Annotated in this window: 24 protein-coding genes and 1 pseudogene; 15 read left to right on the top strand and 10 right to left on the bottom strand. The window is 73.7% G+C overall.

Annotated features, from left to right (window positions below; genetic code table 11):
- Positions 1-33 precede the first annotated feature (33 nt).
- The 3 genes from FH715_RS04415 to FH715_RS04425 form a co-directional block, all read right to left on the bottom strand.
- Entirely contained in the window at positions 34-1,044 is a 1,011-nt protein-coding gene (locus FH715_RS04415) for a LacI family DNA-binding transcriptional regulator (RefSeq protein ID WP_139641041.1), read from the bottom strand.
- Positions 1,045-1,325: 281 nt separating this feature from the next.
- A complete protein-coding gene (locus FH715_RS04420) occupies positions 1,326-1,841 on the bottom strand; it encodes a flavin reductase family protein (RefSeq protein WP_139640850.1) in 516 nt (171 codons plus the stop codon).
- Positions 1,838-2,398 (bottom strand): NADPH-dependent FMN reductase, encoded by a 561-nt coding sequence (locus FH715_RS04425; RefSeq protein ID WP_139640852.1) that lies wholly within the window; start codon positions 2,396-2,398, stop codon positions 1,838-1,840. The genes FH715_RS04420 and FH715_RS04425 overlap by 4 nt, the downstream gene beginning before the upstream one ends.
- 560 nt (positions 2,399-2,958) lie before the next feature.
- On the opposite strand from FH715_RS04425, the gene FH715_RS29495 reads away from it, so the two are divergent.
- The 6 genes from FH715_RS29495 to FH715_RS04450 all read left to right on the top strand — a co-directional run bounded on the left by FH715_RS29495 (position 2,959) and on the right by FH715_RS04450 (position 9,672).
- Complete coding sequence (locus FH715_RS29495; RefSeq protein WP_394814483.1) at positions 2,959-3,030, top strand: putative leader peptide; 72 nt, start codon at positions 2,959-2,961, stop codon at positions 3,028-3,030.
- A gap of 323 nt (positions 3,031-3,353) precedes the next feature.
- Positions 3,354-4,997 carry an ABC transporter substrate-binding protein gene (locus FH715_RS04430; protein ID WP_139640854.1) on the top strand — a complete coding sequence of 548 codons (1,644 nt, stop codon included), beginning with the start codon at positions 3,354-3,356 and terminating at the stop codon, positions 4,995-4,997.
- Positions 4,994-5,938, top strand: a complete 945-nt coding sequence (locus tag FH715_RS04435) for an ABC transporter permease (protein WP_139640856.1) — start codon at positions 4,994-4,996, stop codon at positions 5,936-5,938. Before FH715_RS04430 ends, FH715_RS04435 begins: the two co-directional genes overlap by 4 nt.
- Positions 5,939-5,951: 13 nt before the next feature.
- A complete protein-coding gene (locus tag FH715_RS04440; RefSeq protein WP_139640859.1) occupies positions 5,952-6,920 on the top strand; it encodes an ABC transporter permease in 969 nt (322 codons plus the stop codon).
- Positions 6,921-7,069: 149 nt separating this feature from the next.
- Positions 7,070-8,722 carry a dipeptide ABC transporter ATP-binding protein gene (locus FH715_RS04445; protein WP_139641043.1) on the top strand — a complete coding sequence of 551 codons (1,653 nt, stop codon included), beginning with the start codon at positions 7,070-7,072 and terminating at the stop codon, positions 8,720-8,722.
- Between the two features lie 107 nt (positions 8,723-8,829).
- The gene (locus tag FH715_RS04450; RefSeq protein WP_139640861.1) at positions 8,830-9,672 is read left to right on the top strand and encodes a DUF1684 domain-containing protein; all 843 of its coding nucleotides are present in this window, start codon (positions 8,830-8,832) and stop codon (positions 9,670-9,672) included.
- A gap of 22 nt (positions 9,673-9,694) precedes the next feature.
- Here FH715_RS04450 and FH715_RS04455 read toward each other — a convergent pair whose 3' ends face one another.
- Positions 9,695-10,399: an OsmC family protein gene (locus FH715_RS04455; protein ID WP_139640863.1), complete on the bottom strand. Its 705-nt coding sequence runs from the start codon at positions 10,397-10,399 to the stop codon at positions 9,695-9,697.
- A gap of 395 nt (positions 10,400-10,794) precedes the next feature.
- The gene (locus FH715_RS04460; RefSeq protein WP_139640865.1) at positions 10,795-11,712 is read right to left on the bottom strand and encodes a polysaccharide deacetylase family protein; all 918 of its coding nucleotides are present in this window, start codon (positions 11,710-11,712) and stop codon (positions 10,795-10,797) included.
- Between the two features lie 100 nt (positions 11,713-11,812).
- Here FH715_RS04460 and FH715_RS04465 point away from each other — a divergent pair, with 100 nt between their 5' ends.
- The 3 genes from FH715_RS04465 to FH715_RS04475 all read left to right on the top strand — a co-directional run bounded on the left by FH715_RS04465 (position 11,813) and on the right by FH715_RS04475 (position 15,016).
- Entirely contained in the window at positions 11,813-12,172 is a 360-nt protein-coding gene (locus FH715_RS04465) for a MerR family transcriptional regulator (RefSeq protein WP_139640866.1), read from the top strand.
- Positions 12,173-12,310: 138 nt separating this feature from the next.
- The gene (htpG, locus tag FH715_RS04470; RefSeq protein ID WP_139640868.1) at positions 12,311-14,287 is read left to right on the top strand and encodes a molecular chaperone HtpG; all 1,977 of its coding nucleotides are present in this window, start codon (positions 12,311-12,313) and stop codon (positions 14,285-14,287) included.
- Between the two features lie 150 nt (positions 14,288-14,437).
- On the top strand, positions 14,438-15,016 hold the full coding sequence (locus tag FH715_RS04475; protein ID WP_139640870.1) for a DUF1648 domain-containing protein: 579 nt from the start codon (positions 14,438-14,440) through the stop codon (positions 15,014-15,016).
- Here FH715_RS04475 and FH715_RS04480 read toward each other — a convergent pair.
- Complete coding sequence (locus tag FH715_RS04480) at positions 14,991-15,626, bottom strand: hypothetical protein (RefSeq protein ID WP_139640872.1); 636 nt, start codon at positions 15,624-15,626, stop codon at positions 14,991-14,993. The two genes, FH715_RS04475 and FH715_RS04480, sit on opposite strands and share 26 nt — an antisense overlap.
- 301 nt (positions 15,627-15,927) lie before the next feature.
- On the opposite strand from FH715_RS04480, the gene FH715_RS04485 reads away from it, so the two are divergent.
- From FH715_RS04485 to FH715_RS04500, 4 genes are all read left to right on the top strand, one after another.
- Positions 15,928-16,461: an EF-hand domain-containing protein gene (locus tag FH715_RS04485; RefSeq protein WP_139640874.1), complete on the top strand. Its 534-nt coding sequence runs from the start codon at positions 15,928-15,930 to the stop codon at positions 16,459-16,461.
- A gap of 23 nt (positions 16,462-16,484) precedes the next feature.
- On the top strand, positions 16,485-17,399 hold the full coding sequence (locus FH715_RS04490; RefSeq protein WP_139641044.1) for an SAM-dependent methyltransferase: 915 nt from the start codon (positions 16,485-16,487) through the stop codon (positions 17,397-17,399).
- A 108-nt stretch (positions 17,400-17,507) separates the two neighbouring features.
- Positions 17,508-17,894 (top strand): VOC family protein, encoded by a 387-nt coding sequence (locus tag FH715_RS04495; RefSeq protein ID WP_139640876.1) that lies wholly within the window; start codon positions 17,508-17,510, stop codon positions 17,892-17,894.
- 177 nt (positions 17,895-18,071) lie between these two features.
- Positions 18,072-19,007 (top strand): TIGR03564 family F420-dependent LLM class oxidoreductase, encoded by a 936-nt coding sequence (locus FH715_RS04500; RefSeq protein WP_139640878.1) that lies wholly within the window; start codon positions 18,072-18,074, stop codon positions 19,005-19,007.
- Between the two features lie 181 nt (positions 19,008-19,188).
- On the opposite strand, the gene FH715_RS04505 is transcribed toward FH715_RS04500, so the two are convergent.
- Complete coding sequence (locus FH715_RS04505; protein WP_139640881.1) at positions 19,189-19,455, bottom strand: helix-turn-helix domain-containing protein; 267 nt, start codon at positions 19,453-19,455, stop codon at positions 19,189-19,191.
- A gap of 164 nt (positions 19,456-19,619) precedes the next feature.
- Here FH715_RS04505 and FH715_RS04510 point away from each other — a divergent pair, with 164 nt between their 5' ends.
- Positions 19,620-20,357, top strand: a complete 738-nt coding sequence (locus FH715_RS04510) for a ThuA domain-containing protein (RefSeq protein ID WP_246108559.1) — start codon at positions 19,620-19,622, stop codon at positions 20,355-20,357.
- Positions 20,358-20,448: 91 nt separating this feature from the next.
- On the opposite strand, the gene FH715_RS04515 is transcribed toward FH715_RS04510, so the two are convergent.
- The gene (locus FH715_RS04515; RefSeq protein ID WP_139640885.1) at positions 20,449-20,871 is read right to left on the bottom strand and encodes an SRPBCC domain-containing protein; all 423 of its coding nucleotides are present in this window, start codon (positions 20,869-20,871) and stop codon (positions 20,449-20,451) included.
- Complete coding sequence (locus FH715_RS04520; RefSeq protein ID WP_139640887.1) at positions 20,868-21,227, bottom strand: ArsR/SmtB family transcription factor; 360 nt, start codon at positions 21,225-21,227, stop codon at positions 20,868-20,870. The genes FH715_RS04515 and FH715_RS04520 overlap by 4 nt, the downstream gene beginning before the upstream one ends.
- A 244-nt stretch (positions 21,228-21,471) precedes the next feature.
- Between FH715_RS04520 and FH715_RS04525 the strand changes: the two are divergent.
- A pseudogene (locus FH715_RS04525) lies at positions 21,472-23,472 on the top strand (PA14 domain-containing protein); the annotation flags it as partial.
- Between the two features lie 99 nt (positions 23,473-23,571).
- Here the strand turns inward: FH715_RS04525 and FH715_RS04530 are convergent.
- A complete protein-coding gene (locus tag FH715_RS04530) occupies positions 23,572-23,781 on the bottom strand; it encodes a DUF4287 domain-containing protein (protein WP_139640891.1) in 210 nt (69 codons plus the stop codon).
- Between the last annotated feature and the right edge of the window lie 171 nt (positions 23,782-23,952).

A 23,952-nucleotide genomic window follows, 5' to 3' on the forward strand; every position in this document is an offset into this window, starting at 1 on the left:
CGGGTGCGCGGGGGCGGTGACCTGTGGTGCGGGTCACGGGGACTCCCCCGGTGGGGGAGGGCCCGACGTCGCGCCGGGGCGGAACGCGCAGCGCGCCAGCGTCGCGCCTGGCCGCTGCCCGGCCAGCAGGTCGGTCAACGCCCGCACGGCGGCCGTGCCCAACTCGGCGCGCGGGATGTCGAAGCCGGTGACCGGCGTCGCCAGCGGCAGGTCGGGCGGCGGCGAGCCGAGCAGCGCCAACGACAGGTCGTCGGGCGCCCGCAGCCCGGCGGCGGTGACCGCGGCGTGCAGCGCCCGCCACACCGCCCCGGTGTCGGTCTCCTCGGCGACGAACGCCGTCACGCCCTCGGCCCGCCGCGCCCGCACCCACTCGGCGGTCAGCTCGTCCGCCGGCGCCCCGACCCGGACCACGCTGCCCTCGGCCGGGGCCAGGCCCTCGCGGAAGCCGCGTTCGCGGTCGGTGGAGGCGGGCGCGTCGTCGTCCTCGCGGACCAGCACGACGCGGCGGTGGCCGGCGGCCACGAGGTGGGAGACCACCTCGGAGCTGGCCGCGACGTAGTCGGCACCGACCCAGGCCAGCTCGGCTATCTCGTCGCGGCGGCCGACGTGCACCAGCGGGAAGCCGTCGTCGACCAGCCGCCGCAGCGGCTCGGTCGGCACGTGGCGGCCGAAGAGCAGGCAGCCGTCGGCGAGCCGCACCCGTTCCAGCGCGCCGGGCGCGGCGGCACGGCCGCCGCCGCTGCTGGAGCCGGTGAAGAGCACCAGGTCGAAGCCGCGCTCGGCGGCCTCCCGCTCCACTCCGACGAGGAACGGGTAGTACGAGTGCGCGGGGTCGGTCGGGAAGGTCGCGGTGAAGCTGAAGACGCCGAGCAGGTTGTTGCTGGCGGCGGCCAGCCGCCGGGCCGCCGGGTCGGGGACGTAGCCCAGGGTGCGGGCCGCCTCCAGGACCCGTTGCCGGGTGGCCTCCTGGATCACTATGCCCTGCTTGTTGCCGCCGAGGACCAGCGAGACCGTCGTCTGCGAGACCCCGGCCAACTTGGCCACCTCGGCCTGGCGGGGCCTTCCTCGCCTGATCTTCCCGGCCACCTGGCAACCCCTCGCTGACGTCGTCGTCACTCTTGCTAATGCGTATTAGTTGGGTGGAGCGAAGCGTCCACGGTCTGAACTAATGCGGATTAACGAGCACCATCGTCCTCCCGCCCCGGCCCCGTCAAGGGGTGGCGTCGACGTTCACGCAGATCGCCACGGCCGGCGACGTTCCGTGTCCGGCGCGGGAAGGGGGGGGAGCGGGAGGGGAGGAGCGGGAGGGGAGTCGAGGGGGCGTGTCAGAGCGCGGAGTGCGGCCCCAGCCGGTGGTAGGTCCGGTCGAGGAAGACCAGCGGGCCGGTCTCGGTCCTGACCTCGGCCTGGAGGGCGAGCAGGGATATCAGATAGCTGCCGCCGACCGGCGTGCGTTCCAGCACCCGGGCGCGTATCCAGGCGTGCGCGCCGTCGATCACCGGCTCGCCCGTGGGCAGCCGGGACCAGCCGCCGGCGGCGAACCGGTCCACCCCGCTGGTGGCGAAGCGCGCCGAGACGTCGTGCTGGTGGTCGGCGAGCAGGCTGACCGTGAGCGTGTCGGCGGCGGCCACCGCGGGGGCGCAGGAGGAGGTGGCGGCCAACGAGAAGGCCAGCAGGGGCGGTTCGGCCGAGACCGAGATCACCGAGGTGGCGGTGAACCCCGCCGGCCGGCCGTCGTGCGTCATGGCCACCACCGCGACCCCCGCCGGGTGCCGACGGAAGACCGACTTGTACGCGGCGCCGGTGAGATGGCCGGTCTCGACGCGTTCGCCCGAGGTCATCGCCCACCCCCGGCGCCGACGGCGCCGGCCAGCGCAGGGCCGGCGGTGGCGAGCCAGTCGGCGATGGCGGGGCCGGGGTCGGCCAGCGACGCCTCGGTCACGACCAGGCTTCTGCTGGGCACGATCGCTCCCAACTCGACCAGCAGCGGCCGGAGATGGACCTCGCCGGCCAGCGCGTGCGCCGGCCCGCCGGAGACGACCAGCGGCACCGCGGGCACCCCCCGCAGCCCCTCGTTCCGGTAGAGGTCGAGGAACGCCTTCAACAGCCCGGTGTAGGACGCCTTGTAGACCGGCGTGGCGATCACCGCGATCCGCGCCGCTGCCAGCGTGTCGAGGGCGGCGTCGGCGGCGGGGTGGGTGGGCGTCAGGATCTCGGGGGCGAACGCGGCCAGGTCGACGGTGGTCACCGGGGCGCCGGGCAGCACCTCGCTGGCGAGGGCGTCGGCCACCCGCTCGGCGAGGGCCAGGGTGCGGGAGCCGGGGCGCGGGTTGCCGGAGAGGGCGACGACGCCCGGGTTCTCGGGGGACGGGGCGGGCGGCGTGGGCGGGACGGACAAGGTGTTCCTCCGTTGCGCGCGGTCGACGGTCCGGTGACGAACGGTCCGGTGTCGGCGGTCGTGAGTCGAACGGGCCCGTGCGGGGCGGCGGTTCGAGGGGTCGGCGCCCGCCGGACGCCACCCCCTCGAACCGCGGGGCAAGCGCGCTGCCGCCCCGCGCGGGCGGCGCGGCGGCGGGGTGGGGCGCGGGGGTGCGGAACGTACGGGGCGTCGGGGGCGTCGTGCGGCGCCGGCCCTCAGGCCGAGGGGCGTTCCGGCGAGCGCGGGAACGGCTCGACAGGCCGGGAGTCGAGACACGGACATCGCGACGCGGGGACCGCGCGGAGTGCGGCTCCGGCCGGCGAAGGGGCCGGGACGTGGCGTGTCATGACCCACACCCTAGAACCCGCTCGCGAAGCCGTCCACCGCCCACCCGCGTCCCCCGGCCGGGCCAGTGGGTCGGCAACGGGCAACGGACGCAAGGGGCGTTGGCGTCTCGCCGGCCCCTGCGCCGAGCGGTCTCCCGTCGAATGTGAGCTGCGCCATTGACGGGGAGCCCCCGCTGCCTCATTGTCCTCCCCATGCAGCCGCTTCTCACGTTGCGCCGCCACGTCGACCTGGGACGTGTCACCTCGGCCTCCTGTCGCCGCTGACCCCGCTCCGTCCCGGAGCCGCGTCCGCCTCCACGCACCCCCGGTGCGGTGGGACTTCCACGCACCCCCGGTGCGGTGGAACGGGCGCCGTGCCGCCCCTTCGTGGGCCGCGCCCTCTCGCACACCGCCGCGCGCTCCCCGCGCGGTAGCGCGCCTCAGCCGCTCTCCCCGTCCCCCGCGGGGCGTGGCCCGTGCCGCACCCCGTTCCCCGCCTTCCGGCAGCGCCGGCGGGTGAGTTCGGGCGCGTGGCGGCGGGCTCCGCCCCGTGCCGCCGGGTGCCGTGACGCCTCGCCCCGGTGACTCCTGGAAGGAACCGTTTCGCCGTGTCCCTGTCTCCTCCCCTCGGCCTCCGGGCCCGGACCTCCGCCACGGCGATCGCGGTGGCCCTCACCGTCGCGTTGACCGGCTGCGGCGCCGGGGGCGACGACGCCTCGGCCGGCGCCACCGGCGAACCGGTCGACGGCGGCACCGTCACCTACGCGTTCACCGCGGCCCCCGACTGCGTCGACGCGCGCCAGCGGCCCCAGCTCAACTCCCGGCTCGTCGGCCGCCAGCTCGCCGACACCCTGACCGAACAGGACCCGGAGACCGGCGAGTTGCTGCCCTGGCTGGCCACCTCGTGGACGGTGGACGAGGAGGTCAGGGCGTTCACCTTCGAGCTGCGGGACGACGTCACCTTCAGCGACGGGGAGCGCTTCGACGCCGAGGCGGTCAAGGCCAACCTGGACGCGATCGTCGAGCTGGGGGCCCTCGCCCCGCAGGGCGGCAGCTTCCTGGCGGGCTACGAACGGACCGTCGTGGACGACGAGTTCACCGTCACCGTCGAGTTCGCGGAGCCCAACGCGCAGTTCCTCCAGGCCACGGCCACCCAGTCGCTGATCCAGCTGTCGCCCGACTCGCTCGGCAACGACCCGGCCGACCTGTGCCGGGGGGACTTCTCCGGCTCGGGCCCGTTCACGCTGGAGTCGTTCCGCCCGGAGTCCACCGTCGAGCTGACCCGGCGCGACGACTACGCCTGGGCCTCGCCGCTCGCGGAGAACCAGGGCGCCGCCCATGTCGAACGGCTGGTGCTGGAGGGCGTGCCCGAGGGCAGCGTCCGACAGGGCAGCCTCACCAGTGGCCAGGTGGACCTCATCGAGTCCGTGCCGGCGTCGGGACAGGCGGGGTTGGAGGCCGACGACCGGTTCGTCGTCGAGAGCGTGGTGCTCCCCGGCATCGCCATCCCCTACATCCCGCTGGTGCACAGCCCCACGCTCCAACACCCCGACACCCGGCGCGCGTTGGGCCTGGCGCTGGACCGTGAGGCCATCGTCCAGGCCGTCTACGGCGGCGTCAGCGAACCCGCCACCGGCGTGCTGACCTCCACCAACCCGGGCCATGTCGACCAGTCGGACGAGGTCAGGTACGACCCCGAGGCTGCCGTCGAGCTGCTGGAGAACGCCGGCTGGGACACCGTCGGCGAGGACGGCGTGCGGCGGGACGCCGAGGGCGAGCGGCTCAGCCTCACCCTCACCTACGAGAACAGCTCACCCGAGGCCGAGCAGCAGCACCAGCTGGCGCAGGCGCAGTGGGCCGAGGTCGGCGTCGAGCTCGTGCTGGACCCGGTGGCCGACATGCCGTTCGTCGACATGGACGAGTACCCGGGCGACATCGCCACCTGGAGCCAGACCCGCGCCGACGTGGACGTGATCCGGCTGGTGTACTCCTCGTTCCACCCGGAGATGAGCATGCTCTACGGCCACCCGGACGAGGAGCTGGACGGCCTGCTGGCCTCGCTCCAGACCACCGCCGACTCCGAGGAGCGCCTGGCGATCGCCGAGGAGGCGCAGCGCCTGATCGTCGAACGGGGCTACTCCGTCCCGGTGTACGACCGGGTGTGGGCCTACGGCTACACCGCCGGCCTCGGCGGCTTCCGCACCGACATCGAGGGCAAGCCGCTGCTCAACGACGTGTGGCTCGGCTCGTGACCCGCTACGTCCTGGTCCGCGTCGTCAACGGCCTGTTCGTGCTGTGGGCGGCGCTGACCGCGTCCTTCCTGGTGCTGCACCTGGTGCCGGGCGACCCGGTCGCCGTGATGCTGCGCGGAGCCGGGGGTGAGGGAACGGCCGTCGACCCGGCGGCGGCCGACGAGCTCCGCGCCGAACTGGGCCTGGACCAGCCGGTGTACCGGCAGTACCTGGAGTTCGTGGGCGACGCCGCCAGGGGGGAGTTCGGCACCTCCTTCCGCAGCGGGGACGAGGTCACGGCCGTGCTGGGCGGCGCGCTGCCGGCGACCCTGGAACTGGCGGGCGCCGCACTGCTGCTGACCCTGGTCGTCGGGGTGGCGGCTGCCGTCGCCGCCAGCCTGCTGCCGACGGCGCCGCTGCGTTCGGCCGTGCTGTCCTCGACCGTGGTGGGCAACGCGCTGCCCAGCTTCTGGACGGGCATCATCCTGCTCCAGGTGTTCTCCTTCGGCCTCGGCTGGTTCCCGGCGTTCGGCGCCGGGGACCTCTCCCAGCTGGTGCTGCCTGCGATCACGCTGGCGCTGCCGGGGATCGGGCTGCTGACACAGGTGCTGGGACGCGGGCTGCGCGCCGCGCTGGCCGAGCCTTACGTCCGCACCGCCAGGGCCAAGGGCGCCAGCCGCGCGCGGGCCGTCTTCGTGCACGCGTTGCGCAACGCGGCCATCCCCGCGATGACGCTCTTCGGCCTGATGATCGGCGGCATCGTCGCGGGCGCCGTCGTCACGGAGACCGTCTTCGCCAGGGAGGGCGTCGGCCGGCTGACGGCCGAGGCCATCGGCACCCACGACTTCCCGGTGATCCGCGCGCTGGTCTTCCTCGCCGGTGCCCTGTACGTGGTGGTCAACCTGGCCGTCGACCTGATCTATCCCAGGGTCGATCCCCGGATCGTCCTGCGGTCCGCCTGAGACGGGGAGAACCATGACCCAAGAGTCGCCCCTCATCGCCCTCGCCAAGTCCCCGTCCCCTCAGTCCCCGTCCGCCCAGCCCCCGTCCGCCGAGTCCCCGCCTGACGGGCCTTCTTCCGCCACGGGCGTTCCGCCGCGGGAGCCGACGCCCGGCCGGCGGCTGGGCCTCGGCCTGCGGGGCCTGGCGCGTCGGCCGCTGCTGCTGGCCGCCGTGCTCTATCTGCTGCTGATCGCCGGCTGGACGCTGGTGCCCTGGCTCTTCACCGGCCAGGACCCCCTGGCCACCGACGCCTCGCTCAGCCTGACCGAGCCGGGCGGCGCGCACTGGTTCGGCACCGACAACCTCGGGCGTGACATCTACGCCCGGGTGGTGCACGGCACCCGGGTATCGATCGTCGCCGGGCTGCTGGCCGTCGGCCTCTCGCTGGCCGTGGGTTCGGCGTTGGGCCTGCTCGCCGGCTATCTGGGCGGCTGGGTGGACCAGGTGCTGATGCGGGTGGTCGAGGTCCTGGTGGTCATCCCCGGGCTGCTGCTCTCCCTGGCCGTGGTCTCCATCCTCGGGTTCGGCACCACCAACGTGGCCATCGCCGTGGGCGTCGCCGGGGTGCCGGGCTTCGCGCGGGTGGTGCGCGCGGAGGTGCTCCGCATCCGCACCAGCACCTATGTGCGGGCGGCCGTCACCAGTGGGCACCGGACGCCGGCGATCCTGGTGCGCCACGTGCTGCCCAACGCGTCGCCGCCGGTGCTGGTGCTGGCCGCGCTCGACGTGGGCGGCGCCGTGCTCTCCGTCGCGGCGCTCAGCTTCCTCGGCTTCGGCGCCTCGCCACCGGCGCCCGAGCTGGGCGCCATGGTGGCGCAGGGGCGCGACTACATCGGTACCGCCTGGTGGCTGACCACCTTCCCCGGACTGGCGATCGCCCTGGTCGTCCTGTCCACCAGCCGCGTCGCCCGCGCGCTGGAGCGCTCCGGAGTCTCCTCGTGACCGAAACAGACCGGGGTCTGCCCGTGCCCCAGACGGAACGGGGCCTGCCCGTGCCCGAGAACGACCGGCGCCTGCCCGTGCCCCAGACCGACCGGGGCCGTTTCACGACCGGGACCGGTCCCGGTCCCGGAACCGGAACTGGGACCGGCATCGAGCCCGAGCGCGGGACCGGGCCCGGGCAGCCGCTGCTCGCCGTCGACGACCTCAGGGTCGACTACCGCACCCGCCGGGGGACCGTCGCCGCCGTGCGGGGCGCCTCGTTGACCGTGGCCGCCGGGGAGACGGTGGCGCTGGTCGGCGAGTCGGGGTCGGGCAAGTCCACCGTGGGCCTGGCCGTTCTCGGCCTGCTCCCCGAGGCCGCCGGGCCCGTCACCGGCTCGGTCCGCCTGGAGGGGCGGGAGCTGCTGGGCGCGCCCGACCGGCGGCTCGCGCGGGTGCGCGGCCGGGAGATCGGCTTCGTTCCCCAGGACCCGACGGCGTCGCTCAACCCCGTGCAGCGGGTCGGCACCCAGGTCGCCGAGGCGTTGCGCGTCCACGGCCTGGTGGCCAACCGCGCCGAGGGCAGACGGCGGGCCGAGGAACTGCTGGGCGAGGCGGGCCTGCCCGAACCGGCCCGCACCGCCGACCGTTTCCCGCACGAGCTGTCCGGCGGGATGTGCCAACGCGTGCTGATCGCCGTCGCGTTGGCCGCCGGACCCCGGCTGCTGATCGCCGACGAGCCGACCAGCGCGCTGGACGTCACGGTCCAGCGCCGCCTCCTCGACCACCTCGGCGAGGTGACCCGGAGGACCGGGACCGGGCTGCTGCTGGTCACCCACGACCTGGCGCTGGCCGCCGAACGCGCCGAGCGCGTCGCGGTGATGTCCCAGGGCCGGGTGGTGGAGAGCGGGCCGAGCGAACGGGTCATCGGCGAGCCCCGGCACGCCTACACCCGGGAACTGGTCGCCGCCGCGCCCTCGATGACGGCCCCGCCGGCCCCGCCGGCCGCCCCGGACGCCGCACCCCTGCTGGTCGTCGAGGGCCTGCGCCGGGTCTTCGACGTCCGCACGCCGGCCGGGGCGCGGGAGTCGGTGGTCGCCGTGGACGCGGTCGACTTCACGGTGGCGCGCGGCGGTTCGCTCGGGATCGTGGGCGAGTCGGGCTCGGGGAAGTCCACGACGGCCGGGCTGCTGCTGCGGCTGGACCGACCGGACGCGGGCCGCATCGTGCTGGACGGCGTCGACCTCGCCACCGCCTCACGGGGCGAGCTGCGACGGCTGCGCCGCCATGTCCAGCCCGTCTTCCAGGACTCCTACGGCTCGCTCGACCCCACCTTCACCGTCGGGCGCGCCATCGCCGAACCGCTGCGGGCGTTCGGCGTGCGCGGGCGCGCGGCGCGCGTCGCCGAGCTGCTGGACCTGGTGCGTCTCCCGGCCTCTGTGCGGCACCGGCGCCCGGCCGAGCTCTCCGGCGGCCAACGCCAACGCGTCTGCATCGCCCGCGCGTTGGCGCTGACGCCGCGGCTGCTGGTGCTGGACGAGCCGGTCTCGGCGCTGGACGTCTCGGTGCAGGCCCGGGTGCTCGACCTGCTGGCCGAGCTGCGCCGCGAGCTGGGGCTGAGCTATGTCCTCATCTCGCACGACCTCGCGGTGGTCCGGCAGGTCTGCGACCAGGTGCTGGTCATGCGTGGCGGCCGGGTCCTGGAACGAGGGCCGGTGGCCGAGGTCTTCGCCCGGCCGGAGCATCGGTACACCAGGGAGCTGTTGGACGCGATCCCGGGCGCGGAAGGTCGGCGGGCCGAGCCCGTCCGACCGTCACCGTGACGTGGTCGCCCGCACACGGACATCCGCCGGCGGCGTTCGGCACCGCTACGCGGTGGCGTTCGGCGGCGCTCGGCGGCGAGGCCCCGGCCGGGGCGAGGAGGAGCGAGATGGGACAGCGACAGTCGCCGGAGGAAGCGCCGGGGGCGCACGACCGGGAGGCGTTCGAGGCCGCGTGGCGCCGGTGGCGGGAGGAACGGGAGGCGGCCGTCGCCGCGCCGGACGGCTTCCTGGCCATCACCGGGCTGCACTGGCTGGGGCCGGAGCCGATCCGCCCGGCCGGCGCCCCCGGCGCCTGGTGGAGCACCGAGGCGGAGGGCGTGCTGGTCGAGCTGGCCGCGGGGGAGGAGCTGCGGGTGGCGGGGCGCCGGGTCACCGGGCGGCACGCCTTCGGCCGGATCGACGCCGGGAGCCCGCTGCACGCCGAGTACCCGGGCGGCGTGGTGGAGTTGGCGCGCCGAGGCGAGCGGTATCTGCTGCGCCCGCGCCGCCCCGACCATCCGCCGCTGCTCACCTACGCGGGCACGCCCACCCACGCCCCCGACCCGGCGTGGGTGCTCCCCGGCCGCTTTCTGCCGTTCGCCGAGCCGCGCCCGGTGACGGTGGACGCCGTGGTGCCGGGACTTGAGCACGTCTTCGAGGCGCCGGGGCAGGTGGAGTTCGCGCTGGCCGGCGACCGCCGCCGGCTGACGGCGTTCAACGGCCGGACCGCGGGCACGCTGCTGCTGCTCTTCGCCGACGCCACCTCGGGGGTGACGACCTCGGGACCCGGGCGCACCCTCGCCCTGGGGCCGCCCGCAGCGGACGGGCGGCTGGCGGTCGACCTCAACCGGGCGACCAACCCGCCCTGCGCGTACACCGACCACGCCACCTGCCCGCTGCCCCCGCCCGAGAACCGGCTGCCCGTCGCGGTCGAGGCGGGCGAGCTGCTGCCGCCCCGCGCCGCCGACTGAGCGGGGGCGCGGGGCGGCGGGCTCACAGCTCGCGGGGGCTGCCGGTCAGCACCACCCGGCCGGTGATGCGCTGGGGGTTCAACAGCAGGTTGTAGATGGGGCAGTTCCGCTCCACCTCCGTGTGCAGCTCCCTGATCCGCTCCTCGGAGGCGGGCGAGGTCAGCCGCACGGTGTAGCTGATGTCGTGCGGGTAGATGGGCGTCTCCTCGAAGCCCGGCTTCCCCGCGCGGGGGTCGTGGACGCCCTCCACCTCGACGTCCAGCGCGTCCAGCGGCACCCGCAGCCGCGCGGCCTGGATCAGGAACACATGGGTGAGGCAGCTGGAGAGCACGCCCAGTTGCAGTTCGGGGGAGGAGGGCCCCAGGTCGTAGCCGGCGAAGTCCGCCGGGGAGTCGCTGACCACCTGGTGGTGCCGGATGCGGATGCGGCGCACCCCGCTGCGGGACTCGGCGGTGGCGTGGGCCCGCAGCCGGTTCGGCCGCGGGTTCGGGTTGGCCCGCGCCGCCTCCTCCCTGGCCAGGAGGGCGGCGCGCTTGACGGTCAGGTAGGGGCGCAGACCCGGCCTGGGATCGTCGGCGGTCGCCAGCACCTCCTCCTCGGGGAGCCCCTCGACGTTCGGGTGGTTACGGTCCTCGGCCACGTCGCGCGCGGGCGTCGACGAGGAGGGGGCGGAGGGGGTGGTCGTGGCGGACGGGGACTTTCTGGAACCGCGCTGGGCCGTGCTCATGCGAGATCTCTCCCGGGTGGTCGTGCGGAGGCGGCCCGCTTCGCCCCGCCTCGGCGCGTGGGCGACCCGCCAACGGTCTCGGACGGGCACGACGGGCCGGGGGCGCGAGGGGCCGAGGTCGGGAACGGCGCGGGGGATGAGAAGTCCGCGCCATCCTGAGGGAGAGGTGCTCCCTTTTGTGGGCCGAAGTCGACGCTAACCAGCGCCTTTTCTCCTCGTCAAGAAGTGTCCGGGCATTTCCTGAGTGATGACGATCGCACTGTGACCTGCGTGTTTCTCGGTATTGCCGCGTATTGCGCGCGGCCGGTTCTTCGGAGGGGAAAGACGTCCGCGCGGGAAATCTCCGTGGGCGTGGTCCCCTCCGCTCCGGTGCGGTACGCCGTTCCGCTCCCCGTTCAGGCAGCCGCTCCGGTTCGGGCCGCCGCCGTCCCCGCCGCGTAGTGGGCGGCGATCTCGTCGCTTGTCGTGAGCCACACATCGGGGTGACCTGCGACCAGCGCCAGCGCCTCGTCCAGATAGCGCTGCCGGAACGCCTGGCCGATCACGAACGGGTGCAGCGCCAGCGGGAACACCCGGCCGCTGTGCGCCGACTCGGCCACCAGCCGGTCCAACTGGTCCCTGACGATCCGGACGAACTCCGGCCCGCTGACCCGCCCGCCCACGAAGAGGTTGATGTCGTTCAGCTCCACCGAGTAGGGAACGCCCAGCAGCCCCGGCACCCGCAGCCGGTACGGCTGGTCGTCGTTGGTCCAGTCGAGCACGTAGTCCAGGCCCGCCTCGGCCAGCAGCTCCGGGGTGTGGAACGTCTCCGTCAGTGCCGGGCCCAGCCAGCCGCGCGGCCGGCGGCTGGTGACGCGCGCGATGTCGTGCACCACCTCGGCGAGGTAGCGGCGCTCCTCCTCACGTTCCATCCCTGCCTGGAACGTCGAGTTGTTCCTGCCGTGCGCCACCCAGGCCCAGTCGCGTTCGAGGCCGGCCTCGACGAGTGCGGGATAGCGTTGCCCCGCCTCGGAGTTGAGCATCACGCTGGCTCGGACGCCGTGCCGGTCCAGGCTCTCCAGCACCCGCCAGAAACCGATGCGGGGCCCGTAGTCGCGCCATCCGTAGTTGAGGGGGTCGGGGACCAGCGGCGCGGTGTCGGGGAAGATGCTGGTCGCGGGGCGGTCCACGCGGTAGTGCTCCACGTTGAGCCCCACGTAGAACGCGACCCTGGCGCCGCCCGGCCAGCGGAGCGGCGGGCGGTCCACGATCGGGCTGTACTCGTAGAGGCGTTGGTGGGAGGGGTGGTCGTCGGTGGGGGTGCGGTCGGGCATCGGAGGCCGTCCCTTCGTCGGGGGTGGGTGCCTTGCCCGCACATCCTGAAACCCTCACACTCGTGTGAAGGTAAAGCCGGGTGGTGGTGAGGTGGGTCACATGCGGATCGGGGAGCTGGCGGAGCGGACCGGGATCTCCCGACGGCTGCTGCGCTACTACGAGGAGCAGGGCCTGATCACCCCCGAGCGCTGTGCCAACGGCTACCGCGTCTACTCGGAGGAGTTCGTCGACCGGGTCACGCAGATTCGGGGACTGCTCGACGCGGGCCTGCCGACGCGGATCATCCGGCAGGTCCTGCCGTGTCTGAACCGGCCCAGGGACATCCACTTCACCGACGCCACCCCGGAGATGCTCGCCCTGCTGGAACGCGAACGCGACGCGATGTCCCGGCGCATCGAGGTGCTGGCCCGCAACCGCGAGGCGATCGGTGCCTATCTGGTCGCCGTCCGAGACCGCTGATCCGCGACCGGAGGACCCGAAGGCCGGAGGGGAGAGGGCGACCTCGCTTAACATCGCTGTCGGCGGCCCCCACACGCGCCGGGCGCGGGGGGCGCCAGGCTTCCGCGACCGTGCGACTGACGTGAGGAACCCACGACCATGCCGACCGAGACGTTCGAGTTCCAGGTAGAGGCCCGTCAGCTTCTCCAGATGATGATCCACTCGATCTACTCGAACAAGGACGTGTTTCTGCGCGAGTTGATCTCCAACGCCTCCGACGCGTTGGACAAGCTCCGCATCGAGTCGTTGCGCGACGACTCGCTTGACGCCGACGTGAGCGACCTCCACGTCGAGATCGAGCCCGACCGCGAGGCCCGCACGCTCACCGTGCGGGACAACGGCGTCGGGATGTCGCGCGAGGAGGTGGTCGAACTCATCGGCACCATCGCCAAGTCGGGCACCGCCGAGCTGCTGTCGCGGCTGAGGGAGGCCAAGGACGAGAGCACCGCCGAGGGCCTGATCGGGCAGTTCGGTGTGGGCTTCTACTCCAGCTTCATGGTGGCCGACGAGGTGACCCTGGTGACCAGGAAGGCCGGGGAGAGCGAGGGCACCCGCTGGTCCTCCACCGGCGAGGGCGGCTACACCGTCGAGACCGTCGCGGACGCCCCGCAGGGCACCGCCGTCATCCTGCGGCTGAAGCCGGAGGACGCCGAGGACCAGCTCTTCGACTACACCTCGCCCTGGAAGATCAGGGAGATCGTCAAGCGGTACTCCGACTTCATCACCTGGCCGGTGCGGATGGCTCCCGAGGCGCCCGCCGCCGAGGACACCGAGACCGCCGAGGCCGCGACCCCGGAGGGGGAGGAGGGCGCGGAGGGCGAGAAGCCGGCGGCGTCCGCGCCGCCCGAGCCGGAGACGCTCAACTCCATGAAGGCCCTGTGGGCCAGGTCGCGTGACGAGGTCAGCGACGAGGAGTACCACGAGCTCTACAAGCACATCAGCCACGACTGGACCGACCCGCTGGAGACCATCCAGCTGCGGGCCGAGGGCACCTTCGAATACCAGTCGCTGCTCTTCCTGCCGGCCCGCGCCCCGCACGACCTCTTCTCGCAGGCCAACCGGCGCGGGGTGCAGCTCTACGTGAAGCGCGTCTTCATCATGGACGACTGCGAGGCGCTCGTCCCCGAGTACCTCCGCTTCGTCAAGGGCGTGGTGGACGCCCAGGACCTGTCGCTCAACGTCTCCCGCGAGATCCTCCAGCAGGACCGCCAGATCCAGCTGATGCGCCGCCGGCTGGTGAAGAAGGTGCTGTCCACGGTCAAGGAGATGATGACCAAGCGGGAGGAGAACTACGCGACCTTCTGGCGGGAGTTCGGGCGGGTCGTCAAGGAGGGCCTGCTCAACGACCCCGACAACAAGGACGCCATCCTCAAGATCTGCTCCTTCGCCTCCACCGGCGACAAGGAGCGGCTGGTCACCCTCGCGCAGTACGTGGAGCGGATGAAGGAGGGCCAGAAGCACATCTACTACATGACCGGTGAGTCCAGGACCGCGGTCGAGAACTCGCCGCATCTGGAGGCGTTCGAAGCCAAGGGTCTTGAGGTGCTGATCCTGACCGACCCGGTCGACGAGGTGTGGGTCGGCGCCGTGCCCGAGTTCGAGGGGAAGGAGCTGCGCTCCATCGCCCAGGGCGAGGCCGAGCTGGACACCGAGGAGGAGGAAGGCGAGGAGGCCAAGGCCGAGAAGGAGCGCCGCCGCGAGGAGTTCGCCGAGCTGCTGACCTGGCTCGGCGAGCGGCTGACGGACGAGGTCAAGGAGGTGCGGCTCACCTCGCGGCTGACGGTCTCCCCGGCCTGCGTGGTCACCGACGCGGGCGACGTGACGCCGGCGCTCCAGAGCCTCTACCGGGCGATGGGGCAGGAACTGCCGGAGAGCAAGCGCATCCTGGAGCTGAACCCGGAGCACGCGCTGGTGGCCGCGCTGCGCAAGGCGCACGCCGCCGACCCGGCCGCGCCGGCGCTCGGGGAGACGGCCGAACTCCTCTACGGCTCCGCGCTGTTGGCCGAGGGCAGCCAGCTGGCCGACCCCGCCAGGTTCGCCAGGCTGCTGAACGAGCGGCTGGAACGGGGCCTCTGACCCCCGGCCCCGCACGGCACCGCCGCCGCCCGCGACCGGCCCCCGAACGGGCCGGTCGCGGGCGGCGCCGTCCCGCCCCGGGGTCGGCCCGCGCGCCGACTCTTCGCGACAGCAACGAGTGAGGCAAGGGCGAAGGGGTAGGAGGCCGACATGGGCGATGAGAGACACACGGGGGAACGGCACGCGCGCGAGCTGTGGTGGTGGGCGGTGCCCAGCGTGCTGCTGCTGGTCGGGATGACCGTCTGGGGCGTGGTGCGCTACCCCGATCTTCCCGATCGCGTTCCCCGGCACATCGGCCCGGGAGGTGTGGACGCCTGGGGCGAGCGCGGAGTGGGGCTCGCCTTCATGCCGGTCTTCGCCTACGCGGGGCTGACCGTCGTGATCGCCGGCTGCGCCTGGATGGTGGGCCGCAGGACGCCGCAGGACAGGATGCCGCCGGCGAAGAACGTCTGGGCCGCGGCTGCCGCCGTCTCCGACAACCGCCCGGCCAGCGCCGCCTCCGCGCGCCGGACGGTCAAGGCACTGCTGCTCTGCAACGCGCTGTTCGGGCTGGCCTTCCTGCCGATGGCGTGGGTGCACTGGCGGACGGAGGAGACGGAGGCCGTGGCCTGGTGGCTGCTCGCGGCGCCGCTGACGCTCGTCCTGCTGTCGATGGTGCCGGTCCTCCTGGCCGCCTGGCGCGACCTGGGGGAGCGGCGCGCGCTCAGGGAACACCGCCGAGCGGCCTGAACGAACGGTCCGGAAGGGCCGCGGGCCGCGCCACCGCCTCGCCGACCTCCGCGGAGACCAGCCACCCCCACTCCACCTGGTCCCTCGGCAACCGCGCGGCGAGCGCGCCCTCCGCCAGCGCCAACAGCCGCCCCGCCACGTCCCCCCGCGCCTCGGGCGGGCCCCCGACGAGCCCGCTGCGCCACGGCCAGTCCCCCAGCGGGCCGCCGGGCCCCTCGGCGACCACCGACGCCTCGGTGGCGACCACCTCGCCGTCCTCGGCCAGCGCGAACCCCCAGCCGTCACCGGTGCGCAGCAGCGCCAACGCCCGGGTCCCCCGGGCGATCCGACGCAGCGCCCCCACCCGCGCGTCCGGCACCCCGACGCTCTCCACCGCGTATGCCCAGCCCTCGTGGAGCCCGGCCCGCGCCACCGAACGCCCCCACTCCAGCCGCCCCTGCGCCTGCTCGGCCGCCGCCGGGTCCCGCCGCCGGAACGCCAGCGGGTCGGCGCCCATCCGTGTCAACAACTCCCTGGGCGCCAGCCGGCGCGCGAACGTCACCCGGAACCCCTGCTCGCAGAGGGAGTCCAGCCAGCACCTCTGATCCGTCACACTCTGTCCATCGGTCATGCGCGTATCGTGACACGAGCCACTGACAACGAGTCCGCGACCGGCCCTCGTTGGCCCGGCGCCCTTCCGGCGACCTTCCCGCGCTCGTCCGCGCGCCCTTCCGCGCCGTTCCCGCGCCCGCTCCCGGCGCCCGCGTCAACCGATTCCGGCGCTTCCCACCTTCGTGTGAGTGATCCCGTTTCCTCTCGCCCAACACCCCGCAGGCGCCCAATAGTTGGGGCGTCGCCCGGCGAGTGGACCCGGGTGGTGTGTGACGGGACTCGTTCCGACGAGTCACCGAGACCAAGAAGGTGGGATGCTCATGCGCGAAGAGGCCGTGAACCGGGTCCGGGTCGTCTTCTCCCTGCTCGACGCCGACGGCAACGGCGTCCTGGAGTCGGCGGACTTCGACCTGATGGCCGACCGGGTGACGGCGGCGGCGCCGCGCTCCACCGACGAGGAGCGGGAGGCGCTGCGCCGCTCGTTCCGCCGCTACTGGACCACGCTCGTCTCCGAGCTGGACACCGACGGGGACGGCCGGGTGGACTTCGGGGAGTACACCGCCTGCGTCCTGGCGCCCGAGCGGTTCGAGCCGACCATCGCCGAGTTCGCCCGCGCGCTGACCACCCTCGGCGACCCGGAGGGACAGGGACTGGTCGCCCGTGACGACTTCATGGCGTTGATGACCGCGATCGGCTTCGTTCCCGCCAACATCACGGCGCTTTTCGACGCCTTCGAGCCCTCTCCCGACGACCGGATCGAGGCCTCCGTCTGGGAGGCCGAGATCATCGCCTACTACGCCCCCGACAAGGCGGGCATCCCCGGCGACCGCCTCGCGGACGGCGTGGCCTCCTGACCGTGTCGACGGAGAGTCCGACGATGGCCGAGGCGCCGCCCCCGGCCGTCGCGCACGGCGTGGCCAGGACGGCGCTGATGGTGGCGGCGGCCCGGGCGATCGAGACGCACCGGGCCGACGCCCTCGCCGCCGACCCCTACGCCGAGCACTTCGTACGCGCCGAACCCACCTGCGCCGGCTGGCCCCTGCGGCCGGAGCAGGTGGCGGGCGGAGAGGCCGATCCGCTGTGGGGGCGGCTCGGCCGCTACTTCGGGCTGCGGACCAGGGTCGTCGACGACTTCCTGCTGGCCGCGGCCCAGGCCGGCGTCCGGCAGGTGGTACTGCTGGGCGCCGGCCTCGACACCCGCGCCAACCGGCTGCCCTGGCCCGGCGGCCGGACCGTCTACGAGCTCGACCGCGAGCCCGTGTTGACCTTCAAGGCCCGGGTGCTCGCCGCCCTCCCGCCCTCGGTGCCCGTCCCCGAGGAGCGGGCGCGACGGGTGGCCGTCCCCGTGGACCTGGCCACCCCCTGGGAGGGCGCGCTGACCGACGCGGGGTTCGACCCGGGCCGGCCCACCGCCTGGCTCGCCGAGGGGCTGCTGCTCTATCTGCCGGGGGCCGCCGAACGTCGACTCATCGACACCGTCGACCGGTTGAGCGCGCCGGGCAGTGCCTTCTTCTACGAGATCAAGCACCCGGAGCCGCCGGAGGTCAGGGCCGACGCCATGTATCCCCGGGCCGTCCGCGTCGCCGGCGTCGACATGCTGGCGCTCTTCGCGCCGGGCCCGCGCCCGGACTCGGTGGCCGACCTGGTCGCGCGCGGCTGGTCGGCGACGGCCTACTCGCCGTTCACCTTCGCCCGCCGCCACGGGCGCGGCCCCCGCGAGATCCCTAACGACCCGCTGGCGGCGAACCGCTGGATCCTCGCCCACCGCTCCAGGGCCGGCGCCGCGGGCTGAACGCGCCGGGCCGGAGCGCGGCGCGTGGGTTAACCGTTCGACGCCGTCCCCGCTTGCGGCGATGATGCCCGGGCACGGCCACCCGACCGACGAGCCCGGAGTGCGACCTTGGAACCGACGATCCGCCATCTCACCTTCGACTGCGCCGGCGAGCCCTATGAACTCGCCGGGTTCTGGGCCGCGTTGCTCGGCCGGTCGATCTCCTCCACCGACGAGCCGGGGGACGAGGAGGTGCTGGTCGAGGCCCCGGACGAGGGGCCGGGGCTGCTCTTCGTGCGCGCCGAGGAGCGCGGCGCGGTCAGGAGCGGGATCCACCTCGACCTCCAGCCCACCGACCGCACCCGCGCCGAGGAGGTCGCCCGCGCCCTCGACCTCGGCGCACGCCTCGTCGCCGACCGCACCACCGAGAACGGCCGGGGCTGGGTGGTGCTGGCAGATCCCGAGGGCAACGAGTTCTGCGTGGAGGGCGGCGCACGGGACCGGGCGGGCGGCTGACGAACGCGGTGCGGACCGCCGGTCTCGGCGGCGAGGGCCGGAGCCGACGGGCCGCACCGGTCTGCCGGCGTCCGCCCACCCGCCGGGAAACCGGGGGTGGCTCGAAGTCAAGTCGCGTCTCTCCGGGGGCCCCGCGCCACGCGGAATACCCTGCCGCGCCACGGTCGTTGACGTGACATGGATGTAGGAGTGGTGCTGTCGGGCACCGAAGAGTCGAACTATGTGGACGGGACCGTGGCGCGGGCGCGGGAGGCGCACGAGGCGGGGGTGAGTTCCGGGTGGCTGTCGCAGCTGTTCGACTACGACGCCACCTCGCTGGCGGCCGTCGTCGGGCAGGCCGTGCCGGGGCTGACGGTCGGGACCTCGGCCATCCCGGTCTTCGCGCGCCACCCGGTGCTGGTCGCCAGCCAGACGCTGACGGCCCAGGCCGCGAGCGGCGGCCGGTTCCAGCTGGGGCTCGCGATGGGCGCGAAGTCGTTGGTGGAGAGCGCCTTCGGGATCAAGTACGAACGACCTGTCGACCTGCTGGCCGAGTTTCTGACCGCGCTGCGCGCGCTGCTCACGGACGGCACCGCCGACTTCCACGGCGAACTGCTCAGCGCCGCCCCGTCGTTGCCGGTCTCGCTGCCCGGCGCCGAACGGGTCCCCCCGCTGCTGGTGGCGGCGATGGGTCCCCGCGCGCTGCGGGTGACGGGCGAACTGGCGGACGGCATCCTGCCGTACCTGGCCGGCCCCCGCGCGCTGGAGGAACACGTGGTCCCCGCGCTGACCTCGGCTGCCGAGGCCGCCGGCCGCCCGGCGCCCCGGGTGGTCGCGGTGGTGCCGGCGGTGGTCACCGAGGACGTGGACCCGGTGCGGGAGGCCGCCGTGCGGGACATGGCCTTCTACGAGGCGATCCCCTCCTACCGCCGGGTGTTGGACCTCGGCGGCGCCGAGCGGGCCGGCGAGATGCTGGTCGTGGGCGACGAGGAGACGGTGGTGGCCGAGCTGCGCCGCTACCGGGACGCCGGAGCGACCGAGGTCGTGCTGTCGCAGACGGCCATGGGCGGCGAGGCCGCGCGCCGGCGCACCTGGCGCCTCGCCGGCGAGCTCACCCGGCGGGGCGCGCTGTGAACGGGGGCGCGCGGTAGTCGAGGGGCGCGCGTGGCGGGTGCTGTGTCGGGCGACGCGCGCCCCGTGCGCCGCGTGGGCGTGAAGCCCGGGTGCGGGCAGGTGCACGCGGCGCGCCGGCCGCCTGGTGAGCGGGAACGCGTCGGGACGTCTCGCCGCCGGGCGGACGCCGCCGGACGCGGCGCTACGCCGCGCGCTCGTCGAACGTGAAGTCCGCGGCGGCGGTCGCCACCTGGTCCAGGGAGAGCCCGACGGCCGCCGCCAGCGCGGCGATGGTGAAGAACGCGGGGGTCGGGGCGCGGCCGGTCTCGATCTTGCGGAGGGTCTCCGCAGAGACCCCGGCCGCCGCCGCGATCTCCACCATGCTGCGTTCCCCGCGCGCCTCGCGCAGCAACGAGCCCAGCCGTTCGCCGCGTTGCCGTTCCCAGGGGGTCAGAGGTGTGCGCACCATGCCCCGATCGTAGCCCCGCCCGTTTGCGTTATACAAATACCGGTGCCGGTCCCGGACACGCCGGCCGCTCGGGCCGGTGGGCCGGCCGGGCGGGAACGCGCGGCCCGGGCCGCGCGTTCTTCCGCGCGGGGAGTGCCGACGCCAAGGAGGAGATCCCGTTGACCGTGCCGCTCCGCGTCACCGTGTGGAACGAGAACGTCCACGAGACCACCGAGCCCGCCGTCGCCGCGCGCTATCCCGAGGGCATCCACGGTGCGATAGCCGACGGCCTCGCCGAGCGGCTGCCGGGTGCCGAGATCCGCACCGCCACCCTGGAGCAGCCCGAACACGGTCTGACCGAGGAGGTGTTGGCCGCCACGGACGTGCTCACCTGGTGGGGGCATGTGGCCCACGACCGGGTCTCGGACGAGGTCGTGGACCGGGTGCGGCGCCATGTGCAGGGTGGCATGGGCCTGTTGGTGCTGCACTCCGGGCACTACTCGAAGATCTTCACCACCCTGCTCGGCACCACCTGCTCTCTGGACTGGCGCAACGGCGAGGACCGCGAGCTGGTCTGGACGGTCGCACCCACCCATCCGATCGCCGAGGGCGTGCCCAGCCCGATCGTCATCCCGCAGCAGGAGATGTACGGCGAGCACTTCGACATCCCGGCCCCCGACGAGCTGGTCTTCATCAGCTCCTTCAGCGGGGGCGAGGTCTTCCGCTCCGGCTGCACGTTCACCAGGGGGCACGGGCGGATCTTCTACTTCAGCCCCGGCGACCAGGAGTTCCCCGTCTACCACCATCCGCATGTGCTGCGGGTGCTGGCCAACGCCACCCGTTGGGCGGCCCAGCCCGACCGCCCGCGCGCCGCCCCGACCATCCACCAGCGGCCCGAGCCCGACTGGTTCCTGGACGACTGACGACCGACGGCTGGCGACCGACGGCTGGCGACCGACGGCTGGCGGCTGGCGACCGACGAGTGGCGACCAGTGGCCGGCCGCCCCGCGGCCGTCAGTCCCCGAGGTCACCGAGCAGCTGGTCGAGGCAGCCGTTCCACCCCTTCTCCGCGCCGGCCGCCGTGGCGAAGTCGTGCGGGACGTGGATGAGGACCAGGAGGCAGCCGGCCGGGTCGTCGTGCAGCTCGATGCGGAGATGGTCGTCCGCCGCGGGGCCGTCCTCCCCGCCGCCGTGTTCGTCGAAGGCGAGGAGGCGGGGCGGCTCCCAGGCCGTGACCGTGCCGGTCAGCACGGTGCCCTCGCCGTCGTCGAAGACGATCCTCCCGCCGACGCGCGGGTCCAGCTCGGTCACCCGCATCGGGTACCAGGTGTTCAGCCGCGCCGGTTCGGAGACCGCGCGCCAGACCGCCTCGGGGGAGCGGGACAGTCGGCGCTCGACGCGCAGGGCGGGGCGGCCCTCGTGGGTGGTGGTGCTCATGCTCGCTCCTCGGGGGGTGGGTCGGCCTCCCCGGCGGCTGTGCCGGGGGGCTCGGGGACGGTTTCCAGATGCCGTTCCAGCAGGTCGAGTCGGTCTTCCCAGAGCCGGCGATACGGGCTGAGCCAGGCGTCCAGCTCCGCGAGCGGCTCCGGCCGCAGCGTGTAGAGCCGCGCCCGGGCCCGCGCCCGCACGGTCACCAGGCCGGAGTCGCGCAGCACCCGCAGATGCTTGGAGACCCGGGGCTGGCTGATCGCCAGCGCGTCGACCAACTCGCCCACGACACGTGGGCGTTCGCGGAGCAGGTCGAGTATCAGCCGGCGCGTGGGGTCGGCCAGCACTTCGAACGGCGGGGGCATGGCCACAGTATGCCTCAGCGGTTATATGTCGTCCAGGGCATGTTTCGGCGGCGCCCGCGTGTGTCCGGTCCCCCGAGTTGTTCCGGGAACGGACGAAGATGTCCCCTGAGTGGCGAAAGTTATGGACAGAATCGATCAAAGTCCTTACGTTGCCGTCCAGATGGGTTCGTTACGAGTACATGACACCTCCGTGTCGCGTGCTCGTGGCGTCCCACGGCACCCGCCAAGCGGCAGGAGGACGACGGTGAGAAGACGGCAGACGCGGCGCGCCCGCAGACGTGCGGTGGGAGTGCTGCTCCCCGCACTGCTCCTCGGGGGGCTCGCGGCGCCAGGCAACGCGGCGTCGCGGGACGCGGCGGACATCCCCCCGCAGGAGCCCGGGGTCACCCTGCGCAGCTTCGACGTGGGGTCCCCTCTTGAGCAGTTGTGCACGCTGAAGGCCGGACAGACGCCGAACGTCGACAAGTTGATGCCCGTCATCGACTGGGAGTCGACCGAGGACTTCGGCCTTGAGGACTACTTCGTCTCCCAGGTCATCGGCAACATCGACATCCCCGAGGACGGCGACTACGCGTTCCGCCTGATCAGCGACGACGGCTCCCGGCTGACGGTCGACGACCAGCTGGTCATCGACCACGACGGCCTGCACTCGGCGGAACCCAAGGACGGCAGCGTCCAGCTGACCGCCGGCTACCACTCCCTGCGCGTCGACTACTTCGACGCCTCCGCCGAGCAGCGGCTCACCCTCCAGTGGCGCCCGCCGGGCGCCGAGGAGTTCGTCACCGTGCCCAACGACGTGCTCTCCACCGACGCCGACGTCGTCCGCGTCACCGCGCCCGGCCAGAAGGAGTGCGAGGGCGGCGCCGACTCCCCGGGCGACGGGCTGCCGTTGGACTCCGTCCACCCCTCCTACGACCTGACCGACCTGCGCCCCGAGGGCTTCGAGCCGCAGGTCTCCGCCATGGACTGGCTCCCCGACGACCGGCTGGCCATCGCCACCTGGGGCGGCACCGACAACGTGGCCGGCGAGGTCTACCTGCTGGACAACGTCACGGGCGCCACCAGCCCCGAGGACGTCACCTACACCCGCGTCGCCGAGGGACTCAACGAGCCCATGGGGATCAAGTGGGTCGACGACTCCCTCTACGTCTCGGAGAAGCACCAGCTGACCAGGCTGGTCGACGAGGACGGCGACGAGGTCGCCGACACCCACGAGACGGTCGCCGAGTGGCCCTACGGCGGCAACTTCCACGAGTTCGCCTTCGGGATGCTCTACGAGGACGGCCACTTCTACCTCAACCTGTCGGTCGCCATCGACCTCGGCGGCGCCACCACCGACCCGCAGCCCGCGCCCGACCGGGGCACCACCATCAGCGTCGACAAGGACACCGGCGAGGTCGACTACCTCGCCGGCGGGCTGCGCACCCCGCACGGCATCGGCTGGGGTCCCGAGGGCGAGATCCTGGTCACCGACAACCAGGGCGGCTGGCTGCCCTCCTCGAAGCTGCTCCACATCGAGCAGGACGCGTTCTTCAACCACTACATGAACCCGCCGGGCCCGTTCGACGACAACCCCGTCACCAAGCCGGTCCTCTGGCTGCCGCAGAACGAGATCGGCAACTCGCCCAGCACCCCGGTCACCCTTACCGAGGGGCCGTTCGCCGGGCAGGTGCTGATCGCCGACGTCACCTACGGCGGCCTCCAGCGAGCCTCCCTGGAGAAGGTCGACGGCGCCTACCAGGGCGCGCTCTTCCGCCACACCCAGGGCCTTGAGGCCGGCGTCACCCGGGTCAGCGTCGGCCCCGACGGCGCGCTCTACACCGGCGGCCTCGGCGCCGGCGGGAACTGGGGCCAGGAGGGCAAACTCGACCACGGGCTCCAGAAGTTGACGCCGAACGGCACCAGCACGTTCGACATCCACGACATGCGCGCCACGCCCGACGGGTTCACGCTCAGCTACACCGAGCCGCTCTCCCAGGAGACCGCCGACGCGCTCGCCGACTCCTACCGGGTCGACCAGTGGCGCTACGAGCCCACGGCCGACTACGGCGGGCCCAAGATCGACGAGGAGACCCTCCGCGTCACCTCCGCCACCCTCTCCGAGGACGGCACCGAGGTGACCCTGACCATCGACGGCCTCAAGCCCGACCGGGTCGTCCACGTGCAGTCCCCGCGCCCCTTCAGCTCCGCCGACGGCGAGACGCTGTGGAGCACCGAGGCCTGGTACACGCTCAACGCCGTCCCGCAGGGCTGAGCCCCCGCGGAACCCGCCCGAGCCGGGCGCGGAACCCGGCGCGGCCCCGGCCGCCGTCCACGACGACGGCGGCGGCCGGGGCCTTTCGGCTCAGCGGCGGTCCTCGGCCAGGGTGTGGGCGACCAGCGCGTTGGCGTGGCCGTGCCCCAGCCCGTGCTCCGTCTTCAGCCAGGCCACCAGCTCGCCGTGCCGGGTGAGTGGCGAGGCACGGATCAGCTCCTGCCACTCGGCCACCGGGCGGCCGTAGGTCCGCTCGATGCTCGGAAAGTAACTGGCGGGCCCCTTCACCGGGTTGGTCATGGCGCTGCTCCTCGTCCGTCGGGCGGTGACCGTTCACCCCCTACGACCCGCCGCCGGCGGGAAACCGAGCGGCCCGCCCCCTGTGATCCCGCCCACACCCGACCGCGCGGCCGTCCGTGTGACCTGCCGGCCACCGTGCCCCTGCCGCGCCCGCCGCCGCGGGCCCCGACC

The organism is Streptomyces sedi (assembly GCF_006335015.1).
In the GTDB taxonomy this organism is placed as follows: domain Bacteria; phylum Actinomycetota; class Actinomycetes; order Streptomycetales; family Streptomycetaceae; genus Streptomyces; species Streptomyces sedi.

What these genes read in the sequence shown, in the direction of transcription:
- htpG (WP_139640868.1), top strand. Translation starts at nt 12,311, where the DNA reads ATGCCGACCGAGACGTTCGAGTTCCAGGTAGAGGCCCGTCAGCTTCTC.
- FH715_RS04530 (WP_139640891.1), bottom strand. Translation starts at nt 23,781, where the DNA reads ATGACCAACCCGGTGAAGGGGCCCGCCAGTTACTTTCCGAGCATCGAG.
- FH715_RS04505 (WP_139640881.1), bottom strand. Translation starts at nt 19,455, where the DNA reads ATGGTGCGCACACCTCTGACCCCCTGGGAACGGCAACGCGGCGAACGG.
- FH715_RS04485 (WP_139640874.1), top strand. Translation starts at nt 15,928, where the DNA reads ATGCGCGAAGAGGCCGTGAACCGGGTCCGGGTCGTCTTCTCCCTGCTC.
- FH715_RS04460 (WP_139640865.1), bottom strand. Translation starts at nt 11,712, where the DNA reads ATGCCCGACCGCACCCCCACCGACGACCACCCCTCCCACCAACGCCTC.
- FH715_RS04455 (WP_139640863.1), bottom strand. Translation starts at nt 10,399, where the DNA reads ATGAGCACGGCCCAGCGCGGTTCCAGAAAGTCCCCGTCCGCCACGACC.
- FH715_RS04420 (WP_139640850.1), bottom strand. Translation starts at nt 1,841, where the DNA reads ATGACCTCGGGCGAACGCGTCGAGACCGGCCATCTCACCGGCGCCGCG.
- FH715_RS04440 (WP_139640859.1), top strand. Translation starts at nt 5,952, where the DNA reads ATGACCCAAGAGTCGCCCCTCATCGCCCTCGCCAAGTCCCCGTCCCCT.
- FH715_RS04480 (WP_139640872.1), bottom strand. Translation starts at nt 15,626, where the DNA reads ATGACCGATGGACAGAGTGTGACGGATCAGAGGTGCTGGCTGGACTCC.
- FH715_RS04500 (WP_139640878.1), top strand. Translation starts at nt 18,072, where the DNA reads ATGGATGTAGGAGTGGTGCTGTCGGGCACCGAAGAGTCGAACTATGTG.
- FH715_RS04450 (WP_139640861.1), top strand. Translation starts at nt 8,830, where the DNA reads ATGGGACAGCGACAGTCGCCGGAGGAAGCGCCGGGGGCGCACGACCGG.
- FH715_RS04515 (WP_139640885.1), bottom strand. Translation starts at nt 20,871, where the DNA reads ATGAGCACCACCACCCACGAGGGCCGCCCCGCCCTGCGCGTCGAGCGC.
- FH715_RS04465 (WP_139640866.1), top strand. Translation starts at nt 11,813, where the DNA reads ATGCGGATCGGGGAGCTGGCGGAGCGGACCGGGATCTCCCGACGGCTG.
- FH715_RS04520 (WP_139640887.1), bottom strand. Translation starts at nt 21,227, where the DNA reads ATGCCCCCGCCGTTCGAAGTGCTGGCCGACCCCACGCGCCGGCTGATA.
- FH715_RS04475 (WP_139640870.1), top strand. Translation starts at nt 14,438, where the DNA reads ATGGGCGATGAGAGACACACGGGGGAACGGCACGCGCGCGAGCTGTGG.
- FH715_RS04490 (WP_139641044.1), top strand. Translation starts at nt 16,485, where the DNA reads ATGGCCGAGGCGCCGCCCCCGGCCGTCGCGCACGGCGTGGCCAGGACG.